Source organism: Pedobacter sp. G11, from assembly GCF_003860265.1.
GTDB lineage: Bacteria > Bacteroidota > Bacteroidia > Sphingobacteriales > Sphingobacteriaceae > Pedobacter > Pedobacter agri.
In genome coordinates, this window is record NZ_CP034190.1 from 999,792 (window position 1) to 1,016,843 (window position 17,052).

Annotated in this window: 21 protein-coding genes; 10 read left to right on the forward strand and 11 right to left on the reverse strand. The window is 37.2% G+C overall.

The annotated features are described in order from the left end of the window. Positions 1-45: 45 nt before the first annotated feature. The 5 genes from nagA to rplM all read right to left on the reverse strand — a co-directional run bounded on the left by nagA (position 46) and on the right by rplM (position 4,069). The gene (nagA, locus tag EA772_RS04330) at positions 46-1,140 is read right to left on the reverse strand and encodes an N-acetylglucosamine-6-phosphate deacetylase (RefSeq protein WP_124911379.1); all 1,095 of its coding nucleotides are present in this window, start codon (positions 1,138-1,140) and stop codon (positions 46-48) included. 301 nt (positions 1,141-1,441) lie between these two features. Beyond that, positions 1,442-2,287 carry a translation elongation factor Ts gene (gene tsf / locus EA772_RS04335; protein ID WP_010602004.1) on the reverse strand — a complete coding sequence of 282 codons (846 nt, stop codon included), beginning with the start codon at positions 2,285-2,287 and terminating at the stop codon, positions 1,442-1,444. A gap of 96 nt (positions 2,288-2,383) precedes the next feature. Further along, positions 2,384-3,217 (reverse strand): 30S ribosomal protein S2, encoded by an 834-nt coding sequence (rpsB, locus tag EA772_RS04340; RefSeq protein ID WP_124911381.1) that lies wholly within the window; start codon positions 3,215-3,217, stop codon positions 2,384-2,386. Between the two features lie 18 nt (positions 3,218-3,235). Beyond that, positions 3,236-3,622, reverse strand: coding sequence for a 30S ribosomal protein S9 (gene rpsI, locus EA772_RS04345; protein ID WP_055913282.1), 387 nt, complete (start codon positions 3,620-3,622; stop codon positions 3,236-3,238). Positions 3,623-3,625: 3 nt separating this feature from the next. Next, on the reverse strand, positions 3,626-4,069 hold the full coding sequence (gene rplM / locus EA772_RS04350; protein WP_010602007.1) for a 50S ribosomal protein L13: 444 nt from the start codon (positions 4,067-4,069) through the stop codon (positions 3,626-3,628). A gap of 216 nt (positions 4,070-4,285) precedes the next feature. Here rplM and EA772_RS04355 point away from each other — a divergent pair, with 216 nt between their 5' ends. Next, complete coding sequence (locus EA772_RS04355; RefSeq protein ID WP_124911383.1) at positions 4,286-4,768, forward strand: hypothetical protein; 483 nt, start codon at positions 4,286-4,288, stop codon at positions 4,766-4,768. Positions 4,769-4,800: 32 nt separating this feature from the next. Here the strand turns inward: EA772_RS04355 and EA772_RS04360 are convergent, their stop codons facing one another. After that, positions 4,801-5,769, reverse strand: coding sequence for an AAA family ATPase (locus tag EA772_RS04360; RefSeq protein WP_124911385.1), 969 nt, complete (start codon positions 5,767-5,769; stop codon positions 4,801-4,803). Next, positions 5,766-6,428, reverse strand: coding sequence for a nicotinamide riboside transporter PnuC (gene pnuC / locus EA772_RS04365; protein WP_010602010.1), 663 nt, complete (start codon positions 6,426-6,428; stop codon positions 5,766-5,768). The genes EA772_RS04360 and pnuC overlap by 4 nt, the downstream gene beginning before the upstream one ends. Before the next feature lie 211 nt (positions 6,429-6,639). Here pnuC and hflX point away from each other — a divergent pair, with 211 nt between their 5' ends. The 6 genes from hflX to EA772_RS04395 are packed head-to-tail and all read left to right on the forward strand — an operon-like array spanning position 6,640 to position 10,697. Next, entirely contained in the window at positions 6,640-7,830 is a 1,191-nt protein-coding gene (gene hflX / locus EA772_RS04370; protein ID WP_010602011.1) for a GTPase HflX, read from the forward strand. Between the two features lie 50 nt (positions 7,831-7,880). Beyond that, positions 7,881-8,258 (forward strand): 30S ribosome-binding factor RbfA, encoded by a 378-nt coding sequence (gene rbfA / locus EA772_RS04375; protein WP_010602012.1) that lies wholly within the window; start codon positions 7,881-7,883, stop codon positions 8,256-8,258. Between the two features lie 5 nt (positions 8,259-8,263). Further along, entirely contained in the window at positions 8,264-8,893 is a 630-nt protein-coding gene (locus tag EA772_RS04380; RefSeq protein ID WP_168187478.1) for a hemolysin III family protein, read from the forward strand. Positions 8,894-8,900: 7 nt separating this feature from the next. Further along, a complete protein-coding gene (locus EA772_RS04385) occupies positions 8,901-9,608 on the forward strand; it encodes a peptidoglycan DD-metalloendopeptidase family protein (protein WP_124911389.1) in 708 nt (235 codons plus the stop codon). Positions 9,609-9,650: 42 nt separating this feature from the next. Beyond that, positions 9,651-10,304 carry an energy transducer TonB gene (locus EA772_RS04390; RefSeq protein ID WP_124911391.1) on the forward strand — a complete coding sequence of 218 codons (654 nt, stop codon included), beginning with the start codon at positions 9,651-9,653 and terminating at the stop codon, positions 10,302-10,304. Continuing rightward, complete coding sequence (locus tag EA772_RS04395) at positions 10,305-10,697, forward strand: hypothetical protein (protein WP_124911393.1); 393 nt, start codon at positions 10,305-10,307, stop codon at positions 10,695-10,697. Here EA772_RS04395 and EA772_RS04400 read toward each other — a convergent pair. Next, positions 10,694-11,548, reverse strand: coding sequence for a diacylglycerol kinase family protein (locus EA772_RS04400; RefSeq protein WP_124911395.1), 855 nt, complete (start codon positions 11,546-11,548; stop codon positions 10,694-10,696). The two genes, EA772_RS04395 and EA772_RS04400, sit on opposite strands and share 4 nt — an antisense overlap. A gap of 60 nt (positions 11,549-11,608) precedes the next feature. Here EA772_RS04400 and EA772_RS04405 point away from each other — a divergent pair, with 60 nt between their 5' ends. Next, a complete protein-coding gene (locus tag EA772_RS04405; protein WP_124911397.1) occupies positions 11,609-12,583 on the forward strand; it encodes an App1 family protein in 975 nt (324 codons plus the stop codon). 30 nt (positions 12,584-12,613) lie between these two features. Here the strand turns inward: EA772_RS04405 and EA772_RS04410 are convergent, their stop codons facing one another. Beyond that, complete coding sequence (locus EA772_RS04410) at positions 12,614-12,982, reverse strand: YccF domain-containing protein (RefSeq protein WP_124911399.1); 369 nt, start codon at positions 12,980-12,982, stop codon at positions 12,614-12,616. Between the two features lie 116 nt (positions 12,983-13,098). Here EA772_RS04410 and EA772_RS04415 point away from each other — a divergent pair, with 116 nt between their 5' ends. Continuing rightward, the gene (locus EA772_RS04415) at positions 13,099-13,452 is read left to right on the forward strand and encodes a hypothetical protein (RefSeq protein WP_124911401.1); all 354 of its coding nucleotides are present in this window, start codon (positions 13,099-13,101) and stop codon (positions 13,450-13,452) included. Between the two features lie 142 nt (positions 13,453-13,594). On the opposite strand, the gene EA772_RS04420 is transcribed toward EA772_RS04415, so the two are convergent. Together EA772_RS04420 and EA772_RS04425 are read right to left on the reverse strand one after the other, a co-directional pair. Continuing rightward, positions 13,595-14,794 carry a DUF1501 domain-containing protein gene (locus EA772_RS04420; RefSeq protein WP_124911403.1) on the reverse strand — a complete coding sequence of 400 codons (1,200 nt, stop codon included), beginning with the start codon at positions 14,792-14,794 and terminating at the stop codon, positions 13,595-13,597. 70 nt (positions 14,795-14,864) lie between these two features. Further along, positions 14,865-16,304, reverse strand: coding sequence for a DUF1800 family protein (locus EA772_RS04425; protein ID WP_246834037.1), 1,440 nt, complete (start codon positions 16,302-16,304; stop codon positions 14,865-14,867). A gap of 79 nt (positions 16,305-16,383) precedes the next feature. Between EA772_RS04425 and aat the strand changes: the two genes are divergently transcribed. Further along, positions 16,384-17,025: a leucyl/phenylalanyl-tRNA--protein transferase gene (gene aat / locus EA772_RS04430; RefSeq protein WP_124911407.1), complete on the forward strand. Its 642-nt coding sequence runs from the start codon at positions 16,384-16,386 to the stop codon at positions 17,023-17,025. The last annotated feature ends 27 nt before the right edge of the window (positions 17,026-17,052 follow it).

The window sequence follows — 17,052 nt, forward strand, 5'->3', positions numbered from 1 at the left end:
TTTTTTTAATACCTGGCTATGCTTTTAAACAAATGATGTAAATATTTAGATTGATAGTTTCTGCCCTTTAAAAATAGTCGATTGTAAGTTTAGTGCTTCGTCCAAAATCAAAATATTGGCTTCACTTCCAGCTGCAATACCCGATGTTAAATGCTCAAGACCGATAAGTCGGGCGGGATATTTAGTGGCCATGTTAATCGCTTCGCTTAACTCGATCTCACAATGCGTTACGCAATTTTTAACAGCTTGTAACATCGTCAACGACGAGCCTGATAATGTTCCGTCGGGCATTACAAATTTATCGCCATTTTTCACATGTTGATAAGGTCCGGATGCGCATTCTGTAACGGCATCAGTAATTAAGAATAAACGTTCTTTTAATAATTTCTTCGCAAATTTTACCACTTCAAAATCCACATGCTGGCCATCTGCGATAATACTTGCCATTGCCCGAGAATGGTTAAAAACCGCCGTTGGAATACCCGGTTCACGGTGGTGAACCGGACTCATGGCATTGAATAAATGTGTTGTGGTTTGGATGCCACTATTGTATGCTGAAGTAGCCTGTTCAAAAGTAGCGTTACTATGCCCAAGTGAAACCAAAACGCCATGATCAAGCAAATATTGAATCACTTCATCATCATTGCACTCGGGTGCAATGGTCATCATTTTAATCACACCATCACCGAAATCCAATAATGCTTTTATTTCATCTAATGTTGCCCGTCGTACAAATTCTGGCACATGAGCGCCTAAACGTTTAGGGTTTAAAAATGGACCTTCCAAATGTAAACCCAAAAAGTTTCTCGCCTGCTGGCGATATTGTTTTGCCGTGGCAATACAGGCATTGAAAACTTCCGGCGTATTGGTTGCCATACATGTAAGGAAGCCTGTTGTTCCCTTTTTTAGCAAATCATCTTCCATGATCGCCAAAGATTCAAGCGTTGGTTCTGCAGAAAACAATCTTCCACCTGCACCGTAGATTTGTAAATCAATAAAACCAGGAACAACCAACACATCAGATGAATTTTTAGATTCCGAATTTTCAATTGACACGATTTTACCATCCTGAATATTTATACTTTTTCCTTCTTGTAACGAATCGTTCAGGTAAAATTTTGTGTTTGATAGATTTAGCATAGATTTATTTTTAATGGGCCTAATTTACTAAGTTGGTAGCGAAATTTTGGTGTTTATGCAGAAACTGCAATCATAAACCCGATAGCGTGGAAATACTTTTTGTTGCACTGTCATAATAGATTGCCACGTCGTTTCTAATCGCAATGACGATGTAGGAAAAAAAAATGAAGCCAAAAAGATTGAAATAATAGCGGGGCTGCAGTTTCCGAAGGATAACATACCTTTCGTTTTCTAAAAAATAATAAGCATAAAAAAACCGCCCTGATATACATCGGGCGGTTTTCTATAATTTTATATGTGCTTATGCACCTAGTTGAACACGTTTGAAAGCTGTTACAGTTAAGCCTTTAGCAGTGCTATCTAAGAATTTACGAACATCCATAGAACCGTCTTTAACAAACTCTTGGTTTAATAAAGTGCTGTCTTTGTAGAATTTGTTCAATTTACCAGCAGCGATTTTTTCAACCATTTCTTCTGGTTTACCTTCTTGACGGATAACGTCTTTAGCAATTTCGATTTCACGTTCGATAGTAGCAGGATCAACACCGTCTTTATCAACAGCAACCGGGTTCATTGCAGCAATTTGCATTGCCACATCTTTACCAGCTTCAGTAATATCTGCACCGTTAGCACCTTCAAATACTACCAATACACCCATTTTACCGTTAGAGTGGATGTAAGAAACGATTTTCTCACCAGAAACATTTGCATATTCCTGAATAACGATTTTCTCTCCGATTTTACCAGTAAGTTCAGTGATGGTTTCCGCAACCGTACGTCCATCTTCTAAAGCGATAGCTGATAATTCTTCGATAGTAGCAGGGTTGTTAGCCACTGCAGCAGCTAAAACAGCCTGAGCTAAATTACGGAAATCCTCAACTTTAGAAACTGGCTCAGTTTCGCAAGCTAAAGCAACTAATTTGCCGTTTGTACCATCTGCTGAAACAGCGATTGATACCAAACCTTCAGAAGTAGCATTGCCAGAACGAGCAGCAGATACTTTTTGACCTTTTTTACGCAATAAATCAACAGCAGCTTCGAAATCGCCATTAGCTTCAACTAAAGCTTTTTTGCAATCCATCATACCAGCGCCAGTTTGTTGGCGTAGTTTATTTACATCTGCGGCAGTAATTTGTACTGTAGACATTTTTAAAAATTTATAAGTTCCTTAAAATGTTAAAAGTTACAGGTTACAGGTTGCGGGATTTACCTACAACCAATAACCTATAACTCATAACTTAAATTATTCTTCTGTTTTAGTTTCTTCTGATGAAGATGCTTCAACTTCTGCTTCAGCAGCTTTTTTGCGTCTTGGTTCTTTAACCTCTGGCGCATCAGCCGCAGCTTTAGCCGCTACTGCTTCTTTTTCTGCCTCATCATCTTTTTCGCGTTTACGCTCATCTAAACCTTCTTCAATCGCTTTGATAATTACATCAGTAATTAAAGAGATAGATTTTGTAGCATCATCATTCGCCGGAATAGGGAAATCGATGTTTGAAGGATCAGAGTTTGTATCAACCATCGCAAAAGTTGGGATGTTTAATTTTAACGCTTCAGTTACTGCGATGTGCTCTTTCTTAACATCAATTAAGAATAAAGCTGCAGGTAAACGGTTTAAATCAGCAATACCACCTAAAAGTGATTCTAATTTAATACGCTCACGCTGAATCATCAAACGCTCTTTTTTAGATAAAATAGCATAAGTACCGTCTTTAGTCATTTTATCGATGGTAACCATCTTTTTAATTGACTTACGTACTGTAGCAAAGTTAGTTAACATACCACCTAACCAACGCTCGGTTACGAAAGGCATATTTACTTTTTTAGCTTGCTCAGCTACGATTCCTTTTGCTTGTTTTTTTGTTGAAACAAATAATACTTTACGTCCTGATTTTACGATTTGTTTAATCGCAGCCGCAGCTTCTTCAGTTTTAGTTAAAGTTTTATTTAAATCTATAATGTGAATTCCATTACGCTCCATGAAAATGTAAGGAGCCATTTTTGGATTCCATTTACGGGTAAGGTGACCAAAGTGTACACCTGCATCCAATAAGTCTTGATAAGTTGTTCTTGCCATTGTCTTTGCCTCCTGTGATTAACGTTTACTGAATTGGAATTTCTTACGAGCTTTAGCACGTCCTGGTTTTTTACGCTCAACCATACGCATATCACGCGTCATTAGGCCTTTAGCACGTAATGCAGGTTTTTTCTCCGCATCTAGTTCAACAATCGCTTTAGCAATAGCTAAACGAACAGCTTCTGCTTGTCCTTTTACTCCACCACCTTGAACGTTTACAGTAATATCATAACGACCTGTAAGCTCAGAAACCTCTAAACTTTGGTTTACGATATATTGCAAAGGTAAAGTTGGGAAATAAACTTTGTGATCTTTACCGTTAACGGTAATTGCTCCAGCACCATCTTTTAAGTAGATACGTGCAACAGCTGTTTTTCTTCTTCCTGAAGTGTTAGTAACTGACATTTCTTAAAGTTTAATGGTTTTTGGAGATTGAGCTGCATGAGGGTGAGTTTCACCAGCATACACAAAAAGATTGGTGTAAAGTTTTTTACCCAATTTAGTTTTCGGTAACATACCACGTACCGCTTTCTCGATTACACGTTGAGGGTGTTTCGCCATTAACTCCTTTGGAGAAATAAAACGTTGACCACCTGGATAACCAGTGTAAGAAACATATTGCTTTTCGCTGAATTTGTTTCCTGTCAATTTAACCTTGTCTGCATTGATAACAATAACGTTATCTCCGCAATCTACGTGTGGGGTGTACTCAGGCTTGTTTTTACCACGGATGATCATTGCGATCTTCGATGACAAGCGCCCCAAAATCTCGCCTTGTGCATCAACAACAATCCACTGTTTGTTAACAGTTTTCGCATTGGCAGAGACAGTTTTGTAACTTAACGTATTCACTTGCTTGTATTTAATTTATTAAACAATTATTTATTCCCATTAAATTTGGGACTGCAAAGATAGATAGAATACTTTTATTATCAAACAGTTGAAGAGAAAAATTTGAAAGTTATGAGTTAAAGGTTTAAAGTCACGGGCTAGTGCCTGAAGATTTTAGCTGGTTTTCATGCTGATTCAAAGATTTCTGCTAATTTTATTTAACGATTATTTAATCTAATGATGTTCAACATTGAATTTTTATCTTCTTTAGGAAAAAAAACTGAATTGCAAAACCGAAACAGATTGGAAGTAATTAAATACTGTAAAGAAATTGATTGGTTGCAAGAATGGAAAAATTATTACCACGCATACCGAAGTAGCGAATATATCCCTTATGAAGACTATTGGTTTTTAGATGTTTCAGATCCAGAAAACAAACGCAACTTAGATGTTTCGTGCAATTATATTGATGAGCGAAATTTACTGGAAGAGAACTTGAGCCTGATTGTAACTTTTTCCTGGTATAGTTTGGAGAAAGCGGGCTGGTTTACAAAACTCCTTACCAGACGCGAACACACAAAGGTTTGGGATGCAAGACACTCAAGTGAAATTTCAAGTCAAGATTTGCCTCAAATTGTAAAATGGTTTGTAGATGGAGATATTTCACAACTTGATTTAATCTTGCCAAACCCAGGTGAATTTCAATTTGATGTAGATTAGTATTAAAACTCATTTATTTCTAACGTCTGTAATTATTCCTCCAGAATTAAATCAACTATTGCTTTTACCATTTCTTCTCTGTTGTTATAATCTCCGCTAATCAAAATGTAACTTATCTTACGTCTTTCCAGTTCAGCTTTAAAAAGGTGAAACATTTCTAACCTTTTATCACCGAAATCCCGAAGATCATCAGCAATCCACGCTACATCAATATCAAGCAAAAAATATACGTCATATACAATTTCATTTTCGAGCCTGCTTAAAATTTCAGGTATTACATTTAAATATAGCTTTGAATAAATTTGAGTGGTGATCAAATCTGTATCACAAAAAAGGATTTTGTTGGAAATTTTGGTTTTATCCTTTACCCTTTGAGTTTGTGCTTTTCCTATTTTAATAATGTCATCAACTGAAATATCATTTGAAGTGATCAGTTCTCTAGCTACTTCCGGAACAAATTCAGTTTGATAATAGGAAGCCATCTTTTCAGCCAATGTCGATTTTCCTGTACTTTCCGGACCGTAAAAGCAAATACGTTTTACAAAATGAGGTTTAACTACATCGGGGATATGTTCCCAAAATCTGAAAGGATGATTGCGGATCATCGTGGCAGAAACAGGGGTTTTGTTTCTCTTTAAATCAAATAAAATATGCCTGGCCTTCATATTTAACGCAAAGGGCTCTCCATATTCTTCCGAGCTGATAAGGACGTCAATTTTAGGATAAACTTCTTTCATGCGTTTCGCCCAAATCTTTGTTCGGGGTTCAAGCATGAGCGTTTCATCATCAAAATCATCACAAATAATTGCAGGTTTTATTTTGGGTTCATCTTTAAAAATTTCCTCAATCCAGCTAAAACGTAATTTGGCCTCAATGGGATCATTAGGTGTAAAACTCATCGAAATAATGAGTTCATCACACTGTGAAGCGGCAAAATTAATTAGCGAAATATGCCCATTATGAATAGGCATAAACTTTCCGATTACGAGCCCTCTTTTCATGCGGCTTTATCATAACTTTTGTATTCCTTCATCCAGTTCCACAAAGCAAAAGCGGCAATAATGGTGAAAACGATATATTCCACACCAAAAAACATCGCTCCTTTTAAAAAATACAAATAGGTGGCTACTATGTCAATCATTAGCCAAATGATCCAGCATTCAATTCGCTTCTGTATCATCAAGAACGTGGTAATGACGCTCATCACTAAAATAAAAGAATCTACAAAAGGATATGCACTTGGTAAATTAAACAACATTGGGAACCAGTTGTGCAACTGACTCGCCAAAGCGCCTATCAGTATTGTTCCGGCAATGCCGATTAAAAGCCAGGTATAAAATTGCTTTCTGGGCATAAAACTCACCTTCAATTCCTTTCTCTTGTCTTCTTCTTCAGGCTTTGGGTTAGCCCATCGCCACCAGCCTAAAATATTGGTTACAAAAAAGAAAGCCATTAAAAACATATCAGGATAAAGCTGAATTTGGTAATAGAAAAAAGCCGATAGAAACACATTTACAATTCCTACGGGCCAGCTCCAAATGCTTGCTTTAGCCGAGAGGATGACAGAAAGAACACCCGTTACTACGGCAAAAAACTCCAGGTAACTCATTGGGTAACCTAAGACGGTGAAAAAGATACTGTGGGTGTTGAAAAAATCCATAGTCGAATGCCGATTTTAAACAAAGTTCTAATCTATAATTTATTAATGGAGTTCAAAACAAGCCACAAACAAAAATCAAAAGTGTAATGTTATTTTAATAAGCAATCAACTTTCTAACCGAAATAATTAATTATAGCATACTGCCAGTTCGATAAAATTGCTTTCTTGCTACTATAATTACTGGCAATTTATCTAAGTTTGTACATATTACATGGGAAAACAGAAATTTTATGATACTGCGATTAAGCAGGAACGAGCCGTTTTGGTTGGAGTAGTTACGCCAGGCGAAAAGGATGAGCAAACAAAAGAATATTTAGATGAATTAGCTTTTTTGGTTGATACAGCGGGAGGAAAAGTAGAAAAGGTTTTTACTCAAAAAATGCTTAAGCCTGAACGTGCAACTTTTGTAGGTACGGGAAAATTAGAAGAAATTAAAGCTTACGTTAAATCTGAAGAAATTGATACCGTTGTTTTTGACGATGAGTTATCACCTTCGCAATTGCGGAATATCGATCGTGAATTGGGCGTTAAAGTGCTAGATCGAAGCAACCTGATCCTGGATATTTTTGCCAGCAGAGCACAAACCGCTCAGGCGAAAACTCAGGTAGAACTGGCCCAATTACAATACGTACTGCCACGTTTAACGGGTATGTGGACTCACTTAGAGCGCCAGAAAGGTGGTATTGGAATGCGTGGACCTGGGGAAACGCAGATTGAAAGTGATAGACGTATCATTTTAAATAAAATCTCGTTGCTTAAAGAGCGTTTAAGAAATATCGACAGACAAAATGAAACGCAACGTAAAAACCGTGGTCAACTAATTCGTGTAGCTTTGGTTGGTTATACCAACGTAGGCAAATCAACCATTATGAACATGCTTTCAAAATCGGAAGTATTTGCGGAGAATAAACTGTTTGCTACCTTGGATACAACCGTAAGAAAGGTAGTGATTGAAAATTTGCCTTTCTTACTTTCAGATACCGTTGGTTTTATTCGCAAACTGCCCCATCATTTGGTGGAGTGTTTTAAATCTACACTGGATGAAGTTCGCGAAGCAGATTTATTAATTCATGTAGTTGATGTATCGCATCCAAATTTCGAAGACCAGATTAATACGGTTAATGAAACATTGAAAGATATTGGCGCCATTGATAAAGACATGATTTTGGTGTTTAACAAAATTGATGCATACGTTTCGCCAGAGGTTGAAGATGAGGATGACGATGGAAAACTGAGCATTGATGAATTTAAGAAAAGCTGGATGAGTCATGGAAAAGTGCCTGTTTTGTTCATTTCGGCAACAGAAAAAGAGAATATAGAAGAGTTTAAAAATTTGTTATACGATAAGGTAAAGGCGGCACATATTGCCAGGTATCCTTACGATAGTAATTTATTATATTAGTAAATAAACCGTTATTGCGAGGTACGAAGCAATGACGAAAAATAAGATTTATGGAAAGTAAACGTCAGCAAAAATTTGCAGGAGTACTACAAGAGGAGTTAGCACAGGTTTTTCAGCGTGAGGGTGCTGCATTCTTGCCAAATACATTGGTTACCATTACCCGCGTACGCGTATCGCCAGATTTGGCGGTGGCAAAGGTATATTTGAGTTTTTTCAACACAAACAATACAACGCTTTCCATTAATACGGTAAACGCTCATGCTGGCGAGATCAGGTATAAATTAGGGGCGAGAATTCGCCATCAGGTTAGGGTGGTGCCAGAACTTACATTTTTTGTAGATGATACAAATGAATATGTAGAACGCATGGATCATCTGTTCGATAAAATAGCAAAAGAACCGAGACAAAAAGAAGAGGGCGAAGAATAATAACCGTGAGGAAATTAAGAGAACCTGTAAACTTCGTTACGCATTTTATACCCGCATTGGTAGCGATACCAGCGGGTTATTTTTTGCTTGAAAAATGTAATACTTCAATTGAATTTACTGCTGCCTGGATATATAGCATTGCGACTTTCATTTTATTTGGCGTAAGCGCAATCTATCATGGTTACCCGGCAACGGATTATGGAATACGCTTTTGGCAAAAATTTGATCATTGCTGCATTTACCTCATGATCGCCGGCTCCTATACACCTACAGCTTTGTTGGTATTTGATGGCTGGTTAAGTTGGGGATTATTTGCCATTGTGTGGATCATAGCCATTACGGGTTGTCTGCTAAAAATCTTCAACAAATTAAAAAGCACCGCTATCTCACTTTCCATTTACATCTTGATGGGATGCCTGATTGTTCCATTATTGCAAAAAATGCTGGGCACCTTGCCCATTGGAGCAATTTTCTGGTTGCTTTTTGGAGGTTTATTTTACATTGGCGGAACTTATTATTATGCCAAGGATAAACAAATGTACCGATGGATGCACAGCCATGAGCTTTGGCATTTATTCGTAATTGGCGGAGCATTATCTCATTATATTTATAATTACGTTTATATTTTCAATTAATTCGTTAATGAAACCCTTCGAGCAAATTATTGATTCAAATGCACCAGCAATAGGAAAAGTTGTAGATTTTGATCCCACAAAAGACAAACTTCTACCGTTGGATTTTACATCCAATAACAAAGAATTAACTGATGAAATTTTAGATGACACGGATTTGTTCAGCAATTTCATTAATCAGAAATTAAAAGATAGCGGTGCTTGTTATGGAATTGGCGGATATAATGAACATCGAACCATTTATTCCAGAAGCACTCATTTTGATACGGAGGAAGAACCCCGCCGCCTACATCTAGGTGTTGATATCTGGGGACCAAGCGGAACGCCTGTATACAATTTCTATGATGCCCGGGTGCACAGTTTTGCAAATAACAATCATTTTGGTGATTACGGTGCTACCATCATTCTGGCTTATGAAATTGATGGATTGACATTTAATGCACTTTATGGCCATTTAAGCGCAGCTTCTTTGAAAGGGCTTGAACCCGGACAGTTCATTTCAAAAGGTGCAAAATTTGCTGAATTTGGCATTCAAAAAGAAAATGGTGGCTGGCCTCCACACCTCCATTTTCAAATTATACAGAACATGTACGGCTTAAAAGGCGATTACCAGGGCGTGTGTAAGTTTAGTGAAAGAGAAAAATATCTAAACAACTGCCCTGATCCAAATGTAATACTCAAGGTTACCTTTGAAAACGAACATAGCACCAGGTTTTAGATGTTTTCAATTACGGTCAGCATTTTTTAGTAAATTAGTGAAATGAGAAAGTTAATTACCATAATCTTAATTTTTTGCTGTTCGGCCGTGATGGCGCAATTACAGTTTAAAACGGGCAAAGATGGTTTTACCTCATTCTTAAGAGAAAACACTATATATCCTGCCTTTTCAAAAAGCAATTGTGTTCAGGGTACCGTGAACATTAGTTTCAAGCTCGATAAAGACGGGCGAGTGTATTCCTCGAGAGTAACCAAAAGTATTTTAAGCGAACTGGATGAAGAAGCTTTGAGACTGGTTCGCATGAGTAGCGGCAAATGGAGATTACCTGCAGGTTATGACACCACAACTGCGGTTGTAGTGCCGGTAAACTTTAAACTCTCAGGTTATAACTGCGAACGTAAATCAAGCAAAGATATGCAGGATGCCATTCGAAGTTACCAGGCTGAAGAAGGATTGACGAATTCGGTAATTAATTTCTATAAGAATATCGACAAAGCAAAACCAGGCCAGGAAGCTCAGATTATAGCCATTAAAAATCAGCTGGGTATTGATGACGAATATCTCCAGGAAAGAATTAATAACGGATTAAAGAAAATTAAGCAAGGCGATAAACAAGGGGCCTGCGAAGATTTTTTGTTTGTTAAACATATGGGTAGTAGTTTAGCAGACCAGTATCTAGCCAAATACTGCAAATAAATGAGAATTACTACCAAGCTTTTTGCCCTTCTTGATGTTGTTAGCATTCTACTTCTTTATAAACAATTCTGGGGTATTATCACGCATCTGAATGAAATTCCCGATCAGGTGCTTTCTCAGCTAAGAGTGATTTTGACTTTACCTTTATTCGTTTCACTTTTTCTTTCTGCAATCGGCTTGTTCTTATTTAGAAAGTTTGGCTTTATAACTTATTATATCCAGTTTCCATTCAGGTTAATTGTGTGGATATTCTCTATTGGCTTCATTACTTTCCTGCCTGAGGTTTTAAATCTCGGCGAAAGGTGGTTTGACATTCTATTTAAAGTCTGCATCATTGCTGAATTTTTTAGATTGTATTTTACCATCCAGATCCACCGCAACGAGCTGAACTAAATGATTACCGTAATGGCCTCAGGTAAAATCTTCGCTTCAATTGCATTTATTTTACCAATGTATTCTCCATCAACCTGAAAATGCGCTTGATGTTTAGAAGATATCTTCACTTCTGAAATCTGAAAAACTTCAATTTTTTTAGGGTTAAAAGGTAGCCTGGTGAGCCATATTTTAAGAATTTCAAGGTAGGAGTAATCCTTTACCAGAATAATTTCGAAAAGATTATCGTTCAATTTACCATCTGGATTTATTTTTAAACCCGAGCCATACATGGTTGCATTTGCTATAGCCACCATGGCCGCTTTTGATCGGATGATTTCGCCATTTATATTTAACTCTACCTCCATTCTTTTATGGTTCCATAGGGCATGCCAGGTAGCTTTGGCATAACCCCACATTCCACGTTGTGGAAGTGTGTCAAATTTTTTAACCAGATAGGCATTAAACCCTAAATCGGATAAATGAATACAAATTTCATCATTTAGTTTAACTACGTGAATTTTTTGAAGATTTCCGGTTTCCAATAAATTTAACGCATCCTCGATCTCTGTTGGTATTCCAAGTTCCTTTGCCATTCCATTTGCGGAGCCGGCCGGAATAATGCCTATTGGCGTACCGGTATGTAGCAAACATTCAGCAACCAGTTTTAGTGTACCATCGCCACCTACGGCAACAACTCTGTCGGCTTTCGATTGATCAATTTTTGCTTTGATCTTATCCAAAGAACAGTCGTCAGGAAGTTCAAATAAGTCTATTGCTGTTTCCTTATCTGAAAAATATGTAGAAATTACTTCCTTCAAATTAATATCATGACTACCTGAACCTGGATTGATGATGAATAGTAATTTCATGTTTTGGCTATAAATGCGTTACATCACAAACAACTTTTAATTCACTCTGTTTTAATGGCAATGAATAAATCTGTTAGTGTAAAAATTTATCACGGCTACGGGCACAAAAACAACCTGGTGGTTTATGGACATGTTTTTAAACGCAAGGCTAAGGCAGCACAGATTTTTAGCAACAATATTTTCGTTAATATCGTTCATCTCTTTAAGCTTTTTGTACTTAAACCCTATCCATTTGTGAGGGTAAGGCTGCAATTTTTTGATCAAACAATTGATAACAAAACCGAGCACGACGGTTTTTTCAAATTTGAATGGAAGGCAGTACAGGATGTGGAAGCTGGCTGGCACTTTGTAAAGGTTGAAGCCATAGATGAAAATGACAACGTATTAAGTTCGAGCGAAGGAAAAGTATACATACCGCATATCACACAATATGCCTTTATTTCTGATATTGATGATACCGTAATGATTTCGCATTCGGCAACAATTGGAAGAAGGTTAAGGGAATTATTTATTAAAAATCCGCGTACACGAAAAACTTTTCCTGATGCCGCAAAGCATTACCAGCAACTGGCCCTGTCGCATACAACCCGAAATCAACCCAATCCGTTTTTCTATGTGAGCAGCAGTGAATGGAATCTCTACGATTATTTGCTTGAAACATTCAGGTTTAATAAACTGCCCGATGGTGCCTTTTTATTAAATACCTTGAAACGTTGGAGTGATTTGGTGAAGACAGGGAAAACTGGACATGAAGGTAAACTGCTACGGGTAATGCGAATTTTAGATGCTTTCCCAAATCAGAAATTTGTATTTTTTGGCGATAACTCACAGCAGGATCCAACAATTTACACTTCAATTGTAGAAAAATATCCGGATAATATTGCGGCTGTTTATATCAGAAATATTCGCCCTGAAAAGGAAGAAGAAACTCGAAACTTACTTGACAAGGTGAAGGCTAAAAATGTGAGCGCACTTTTGTTTAATGACAGTTCGGAAGCGATTGAGCATTCCAAGTCAATCGGTCTCATTCAATAGTTCTGGATTGAAGGATCGCTTAATGCTGCACTAAGAAATCGATTTCCCAAAAGGAGTAAAAGCTAAGTTCATCAACTTAAAATGCTGTCGACCGAATGGAATTCCGATAATCGTGATGCAGAATAAAAGTCCGAAAAGCAGGTGAGTTACAGCTATCCAGAAACCGCCACAAACCAGCCATATAACGTTCATTATTGTTGACAGACAACCTGTGTTTGAAGATGTATCGGTTATTTTAACGCCAAAAGGAGCTAAACCTACGATCGCAAATTTAAAACATTGTATGCCAAAAGGAATCCCCACGATGGTTAGGCAAAGGATTAGGCCACCAATGATATATTCAAAAAAAATAAAAATTCCCCCAAAAATGATCCAGATAATGTTGCCTAAAAAATTCATCTCGTTTTTAAATTAAGATCGCCTTTAGCGATAAATGTTACAAACAGGCAGTTGATTTCACTTTTTTCATTATCCAATTCTTTTTAACTTAACCTCACACACAAAAGAAACACATTATGAAAAAATTGTTAATTTCTGCAGCGCTAGCTGCCTGTTTTGCGTTGGGTAATGCAAAAGCACAAACTGTTAATGGTTTAAGATTGAGTGAAATCAAATCTGATTACATTCAGGTTAAAAGCGTTAAGAGAACATTTTCTGATAAGGTTTTCATCGCCTTAGAATACGGTCAGAACGTACCTCATATCGAAGATAGTTATGTGAAAGATGATAATGGTAAAAGAATGGAATTTGATTCAGCACTTCAGTTTGTAAATAGCTTAAAGCACTATAATTTCGAGTTATTTCAGGTTTTTTCTGAGCAGGCAGGAGCTGATTATAGTAGACCAGTATATGTGTTTAAACGAAAATAAATCAGCGCTTTTTTAAGAAATTAGAGATAACTACTTAAAAGATAACTATCTAAAGCAAAACGCCAGCAATAGATTTATTGCTGGCGTTTATCATATTTTCACTTATTTATTTCAATCAGATTAAACTTAAATTTATCAGAATTTAAATAAAATCCAGGGTGTTAAATTTCTTATTCAGGATATCGGCATTATTTACATCGAGCCACTTATCTAAAATTGTTCCATAAACCTGTCTAAAATCGAGTTGATATTTCAAATCTCCGGTATCCAAATCGCCTAAGTTCGGAGCGGGGTTGAATATGCCTTGTTTTTTCAATCTTCCACCAAACACAAACATATTGTTTGCTGTGCCGTGGTCTGTTCCGTTACTGGCATTTTGTTCTACACGACGTCCAAACTCTGAAAACGTAACCACCAATGTATCTTCCAGTTTATTATTGGTTTTTAAATCTTTTAAGAATGCAGCCATGCCTTCACTATATTGTTTAAGTAAGTTTCCTTGTTGATTGAGCTGATTTACATGGGTATCGAACCCACTCAAAGAAACATAGTACACTCTGGTTTGTAATCCCGAAGAAATGAACTTTGAGACTGTTTTTAACTGATTGGCAAAACCAGTTTGAGGATAGGTAGCCTGTGATTTATAAATTTTTGATGTATTCTGAATGTAACTGGCTGAAGATTGCGTTTCGATCATCGTTTTATACAAATAACCCAAATTATCTTCATCTAAATGTTCTTTATCGCTTTGCAGCATGGCTTTGAAAAACGGGTCGTTGGTATTGCGATAAAGGGCTGCAGGATCTTTCAGGGCAATTCCTTTTTTGGTTTGCCCTTTCATGGCCAGCGAGAGCGAATCATCAACTTCAATAGCCGTGTACGGAAACTTACAGGTTTGGCAATTGCTATCTAAATATCGGCCAATCCACCCGGTTGATAAAAACTGATTGCTATCGCTTCCCGTTTGCCAAATATCCATTGAGCGAAAATGCGAACGATCGGGATTAGGGTAGCCAACATCATTGATAATGGTCATCCAACCCTGATCATAAATTTCACGTAAAGCCTGCATATTCGGATTTAAGCCTTGCATATCATTCAGCTTAATTACTTCCTCAGGTTTAATTGCTATGCTTTTTCGCTTTTGATAATAAATGTCGTTTCCAAAAGGTATAACCGTATTTAACCCATCGTTGCCACCAGAAAGCTGTACCACTACCAAATTTTTATATAAGCTAAGCTCATCCAAAGCCATTGCTTCGAGCGGTTTCATAAATGCCGGAACGAACAATGAGCCAGCGGCTACGAAACCAGTATTTCTTAAAAAATTTCTTCTGTCCATTTTAATAGTTCTTTACTGATGTTTGGTAAATAGTTTATAATAGGCTACGACCATTTACAATCATGTTATTTTAACAAAGTTGATATTCGGGCATGCTGGTAATTTCTACGGCCGTGCTTCTTAATCCCTTATTATCGCTCACCATTTTAACAATTTTATCTGTCAGCTTAGGTTGCAATAAAAATTCAGTTAATTCGAGTGGTGTTAAACTTTTTGGAAGCGTATCTAAAAACTTCGTCCAATCTGCATTGGCATTAACATAGGATTTTGGTTTGCCATTATTCGCGTTAGTGGTGGCGGTTCTACTCAAAGCAATAACGGCCTCATCTTCAGGATCTGCTTTGCCGCTGAAATCGATCTCTCCATCGTTTAGCACGAGTGAAGGAATACGCATTCTTAGCATGAGCGAAGAACTATCAATCCAGTTTTGACCACCTGGCCAACCTGCCACATTTGGAGGATTAAATAAATATTGCCCCAGGCTACTTTGCAGTTGAATTAGAACTGATGGTTTGTTATACGTTACAAAAAACTCACGGCTTAAACCAATCAAAAATTCTGCAGGAGATTTAATTTTAGTGCCCACATTCTCCGGACTGTAAAACCATTCAGAGGTAAACATTTTCTTCATCAACTCACTGATATCGTATTTCGATTGGTAAAAATGTTCAGCCAACTCTTTTACATGGGCTTCGTTAGGATTATCGTTTACAAAAAATTTATAAACTTTTCTGCTGATGAAAGAAGCTGTTTCAGGTTTTTCGAGGATAATATCAATAATGTTTTCACCTTCAAAATTTCCAATTTTCCCGAAGAAAGTTTTAGTACCATCATCGTGTTGGTTTTTTCTGAATAGGAAAGTTCCATCCTTATCGTAGGTCCAGCCTGTAAAAGATCTTGCCGATTCCTTTATGTCTTTTTCTGTGTAATTACCTCTCCCCAAAGTGAAAAGCTCCATTAACTCACGGGCAAAGTTTTCGTTTGGTTTACCTTTCTTATTCTGCTGGTTATTGAGATATTGCAACATCGCCGGCGATTTGGATACCTCTATTAAAAGTGTTCTGAAACTGCCTAAACCATGCTGCCGCTGAATATTGTTCAGCTGTTGCGCATACATCGGATTGTTATTCCGGCAGGCAAAGTGGCCATGCCAAAATAGGGTCATCTTCTCCCGCAAGGGTGTTTCGGTATTGATCATCTTACTGATCCAGGCAATGTTCAAATCTCGGCTAACCTCATTTTGCATTTGAACAATCTCCCGACGCATTTTTTTCTCCTCATCTGTCAAATCCTTTTTTGAATAAAGCCCAGCCTGTACGAGCATCTGCCTTTTGGATTCACTATCATTCACTAGCGTAATGGGATCATCTTTTTTTGAATTTTGGAGCAGAGCGTCCACCACTTTATTGATGTTTTTTTTGCTCAGTTTGCTTAAATCGGTATATGAAATACCGAAACCGGCTCTGTTGTAAAGATGCTTTACTTGGATAAAATTATCTTTAGCGCTCATAATCATAATGGACAATTTAACAGTATGACTTAATTAGAACGCTTAGGTTTAATGTTTGTTTTGTTTCTTATTTTTGCGCATGTTTTTCCAACTCTCTGAAGATGAACTTATTTTTCCTGATCCCCGCCTTGCAGAAGCCGATGGTTTGCTTGCTATTGGCGGAGATTTGAGTGTAGAAAGATTGTTAAATGCCTATTCCAACGGAATATTTCCTTGGTTTAGTGAAGGAGATCCTATTTTATGGTATGCCCCGCTTGAACGCTGTGTGATTTTTCCTAATAAGATAAAGATCAGTAAAAGCATGAAAAAGGTACTATCTGATGAGACTTTTGTAATTACTATTGATAAGGCTTTCAAGGAAGTAATTGTAAACTGTGCCAACACGCCGAGAAAAGGGCAAGATGGAACATGGATTACCAATGAAATGCAGGAGGCCTATATTAATCTCTATAAATTAGGATTTGCTCATAGCATAGAAGTATGGCTTAATAAAACTTTAGTTGGTGGTTTATACGGTTTGAAGATGAATAGTGTGTTCTGCGGCGAAAGCATGTTCAGCCATGTAAGCAATGCCTCAAAAGCCGCATTAATTTATTTAAGCAAGCTGAATATTGATTTGATTGATTGCCAGTTGCCGAATGATCATTTAATGAGTTTGGGAGCAGAAATGATCAGCAATGAAGCTTATTTAGAAATTTTGCAGCAAGAACAGCCTATATAAAAAAACCTGCAGAGTATAGCGCTGCAG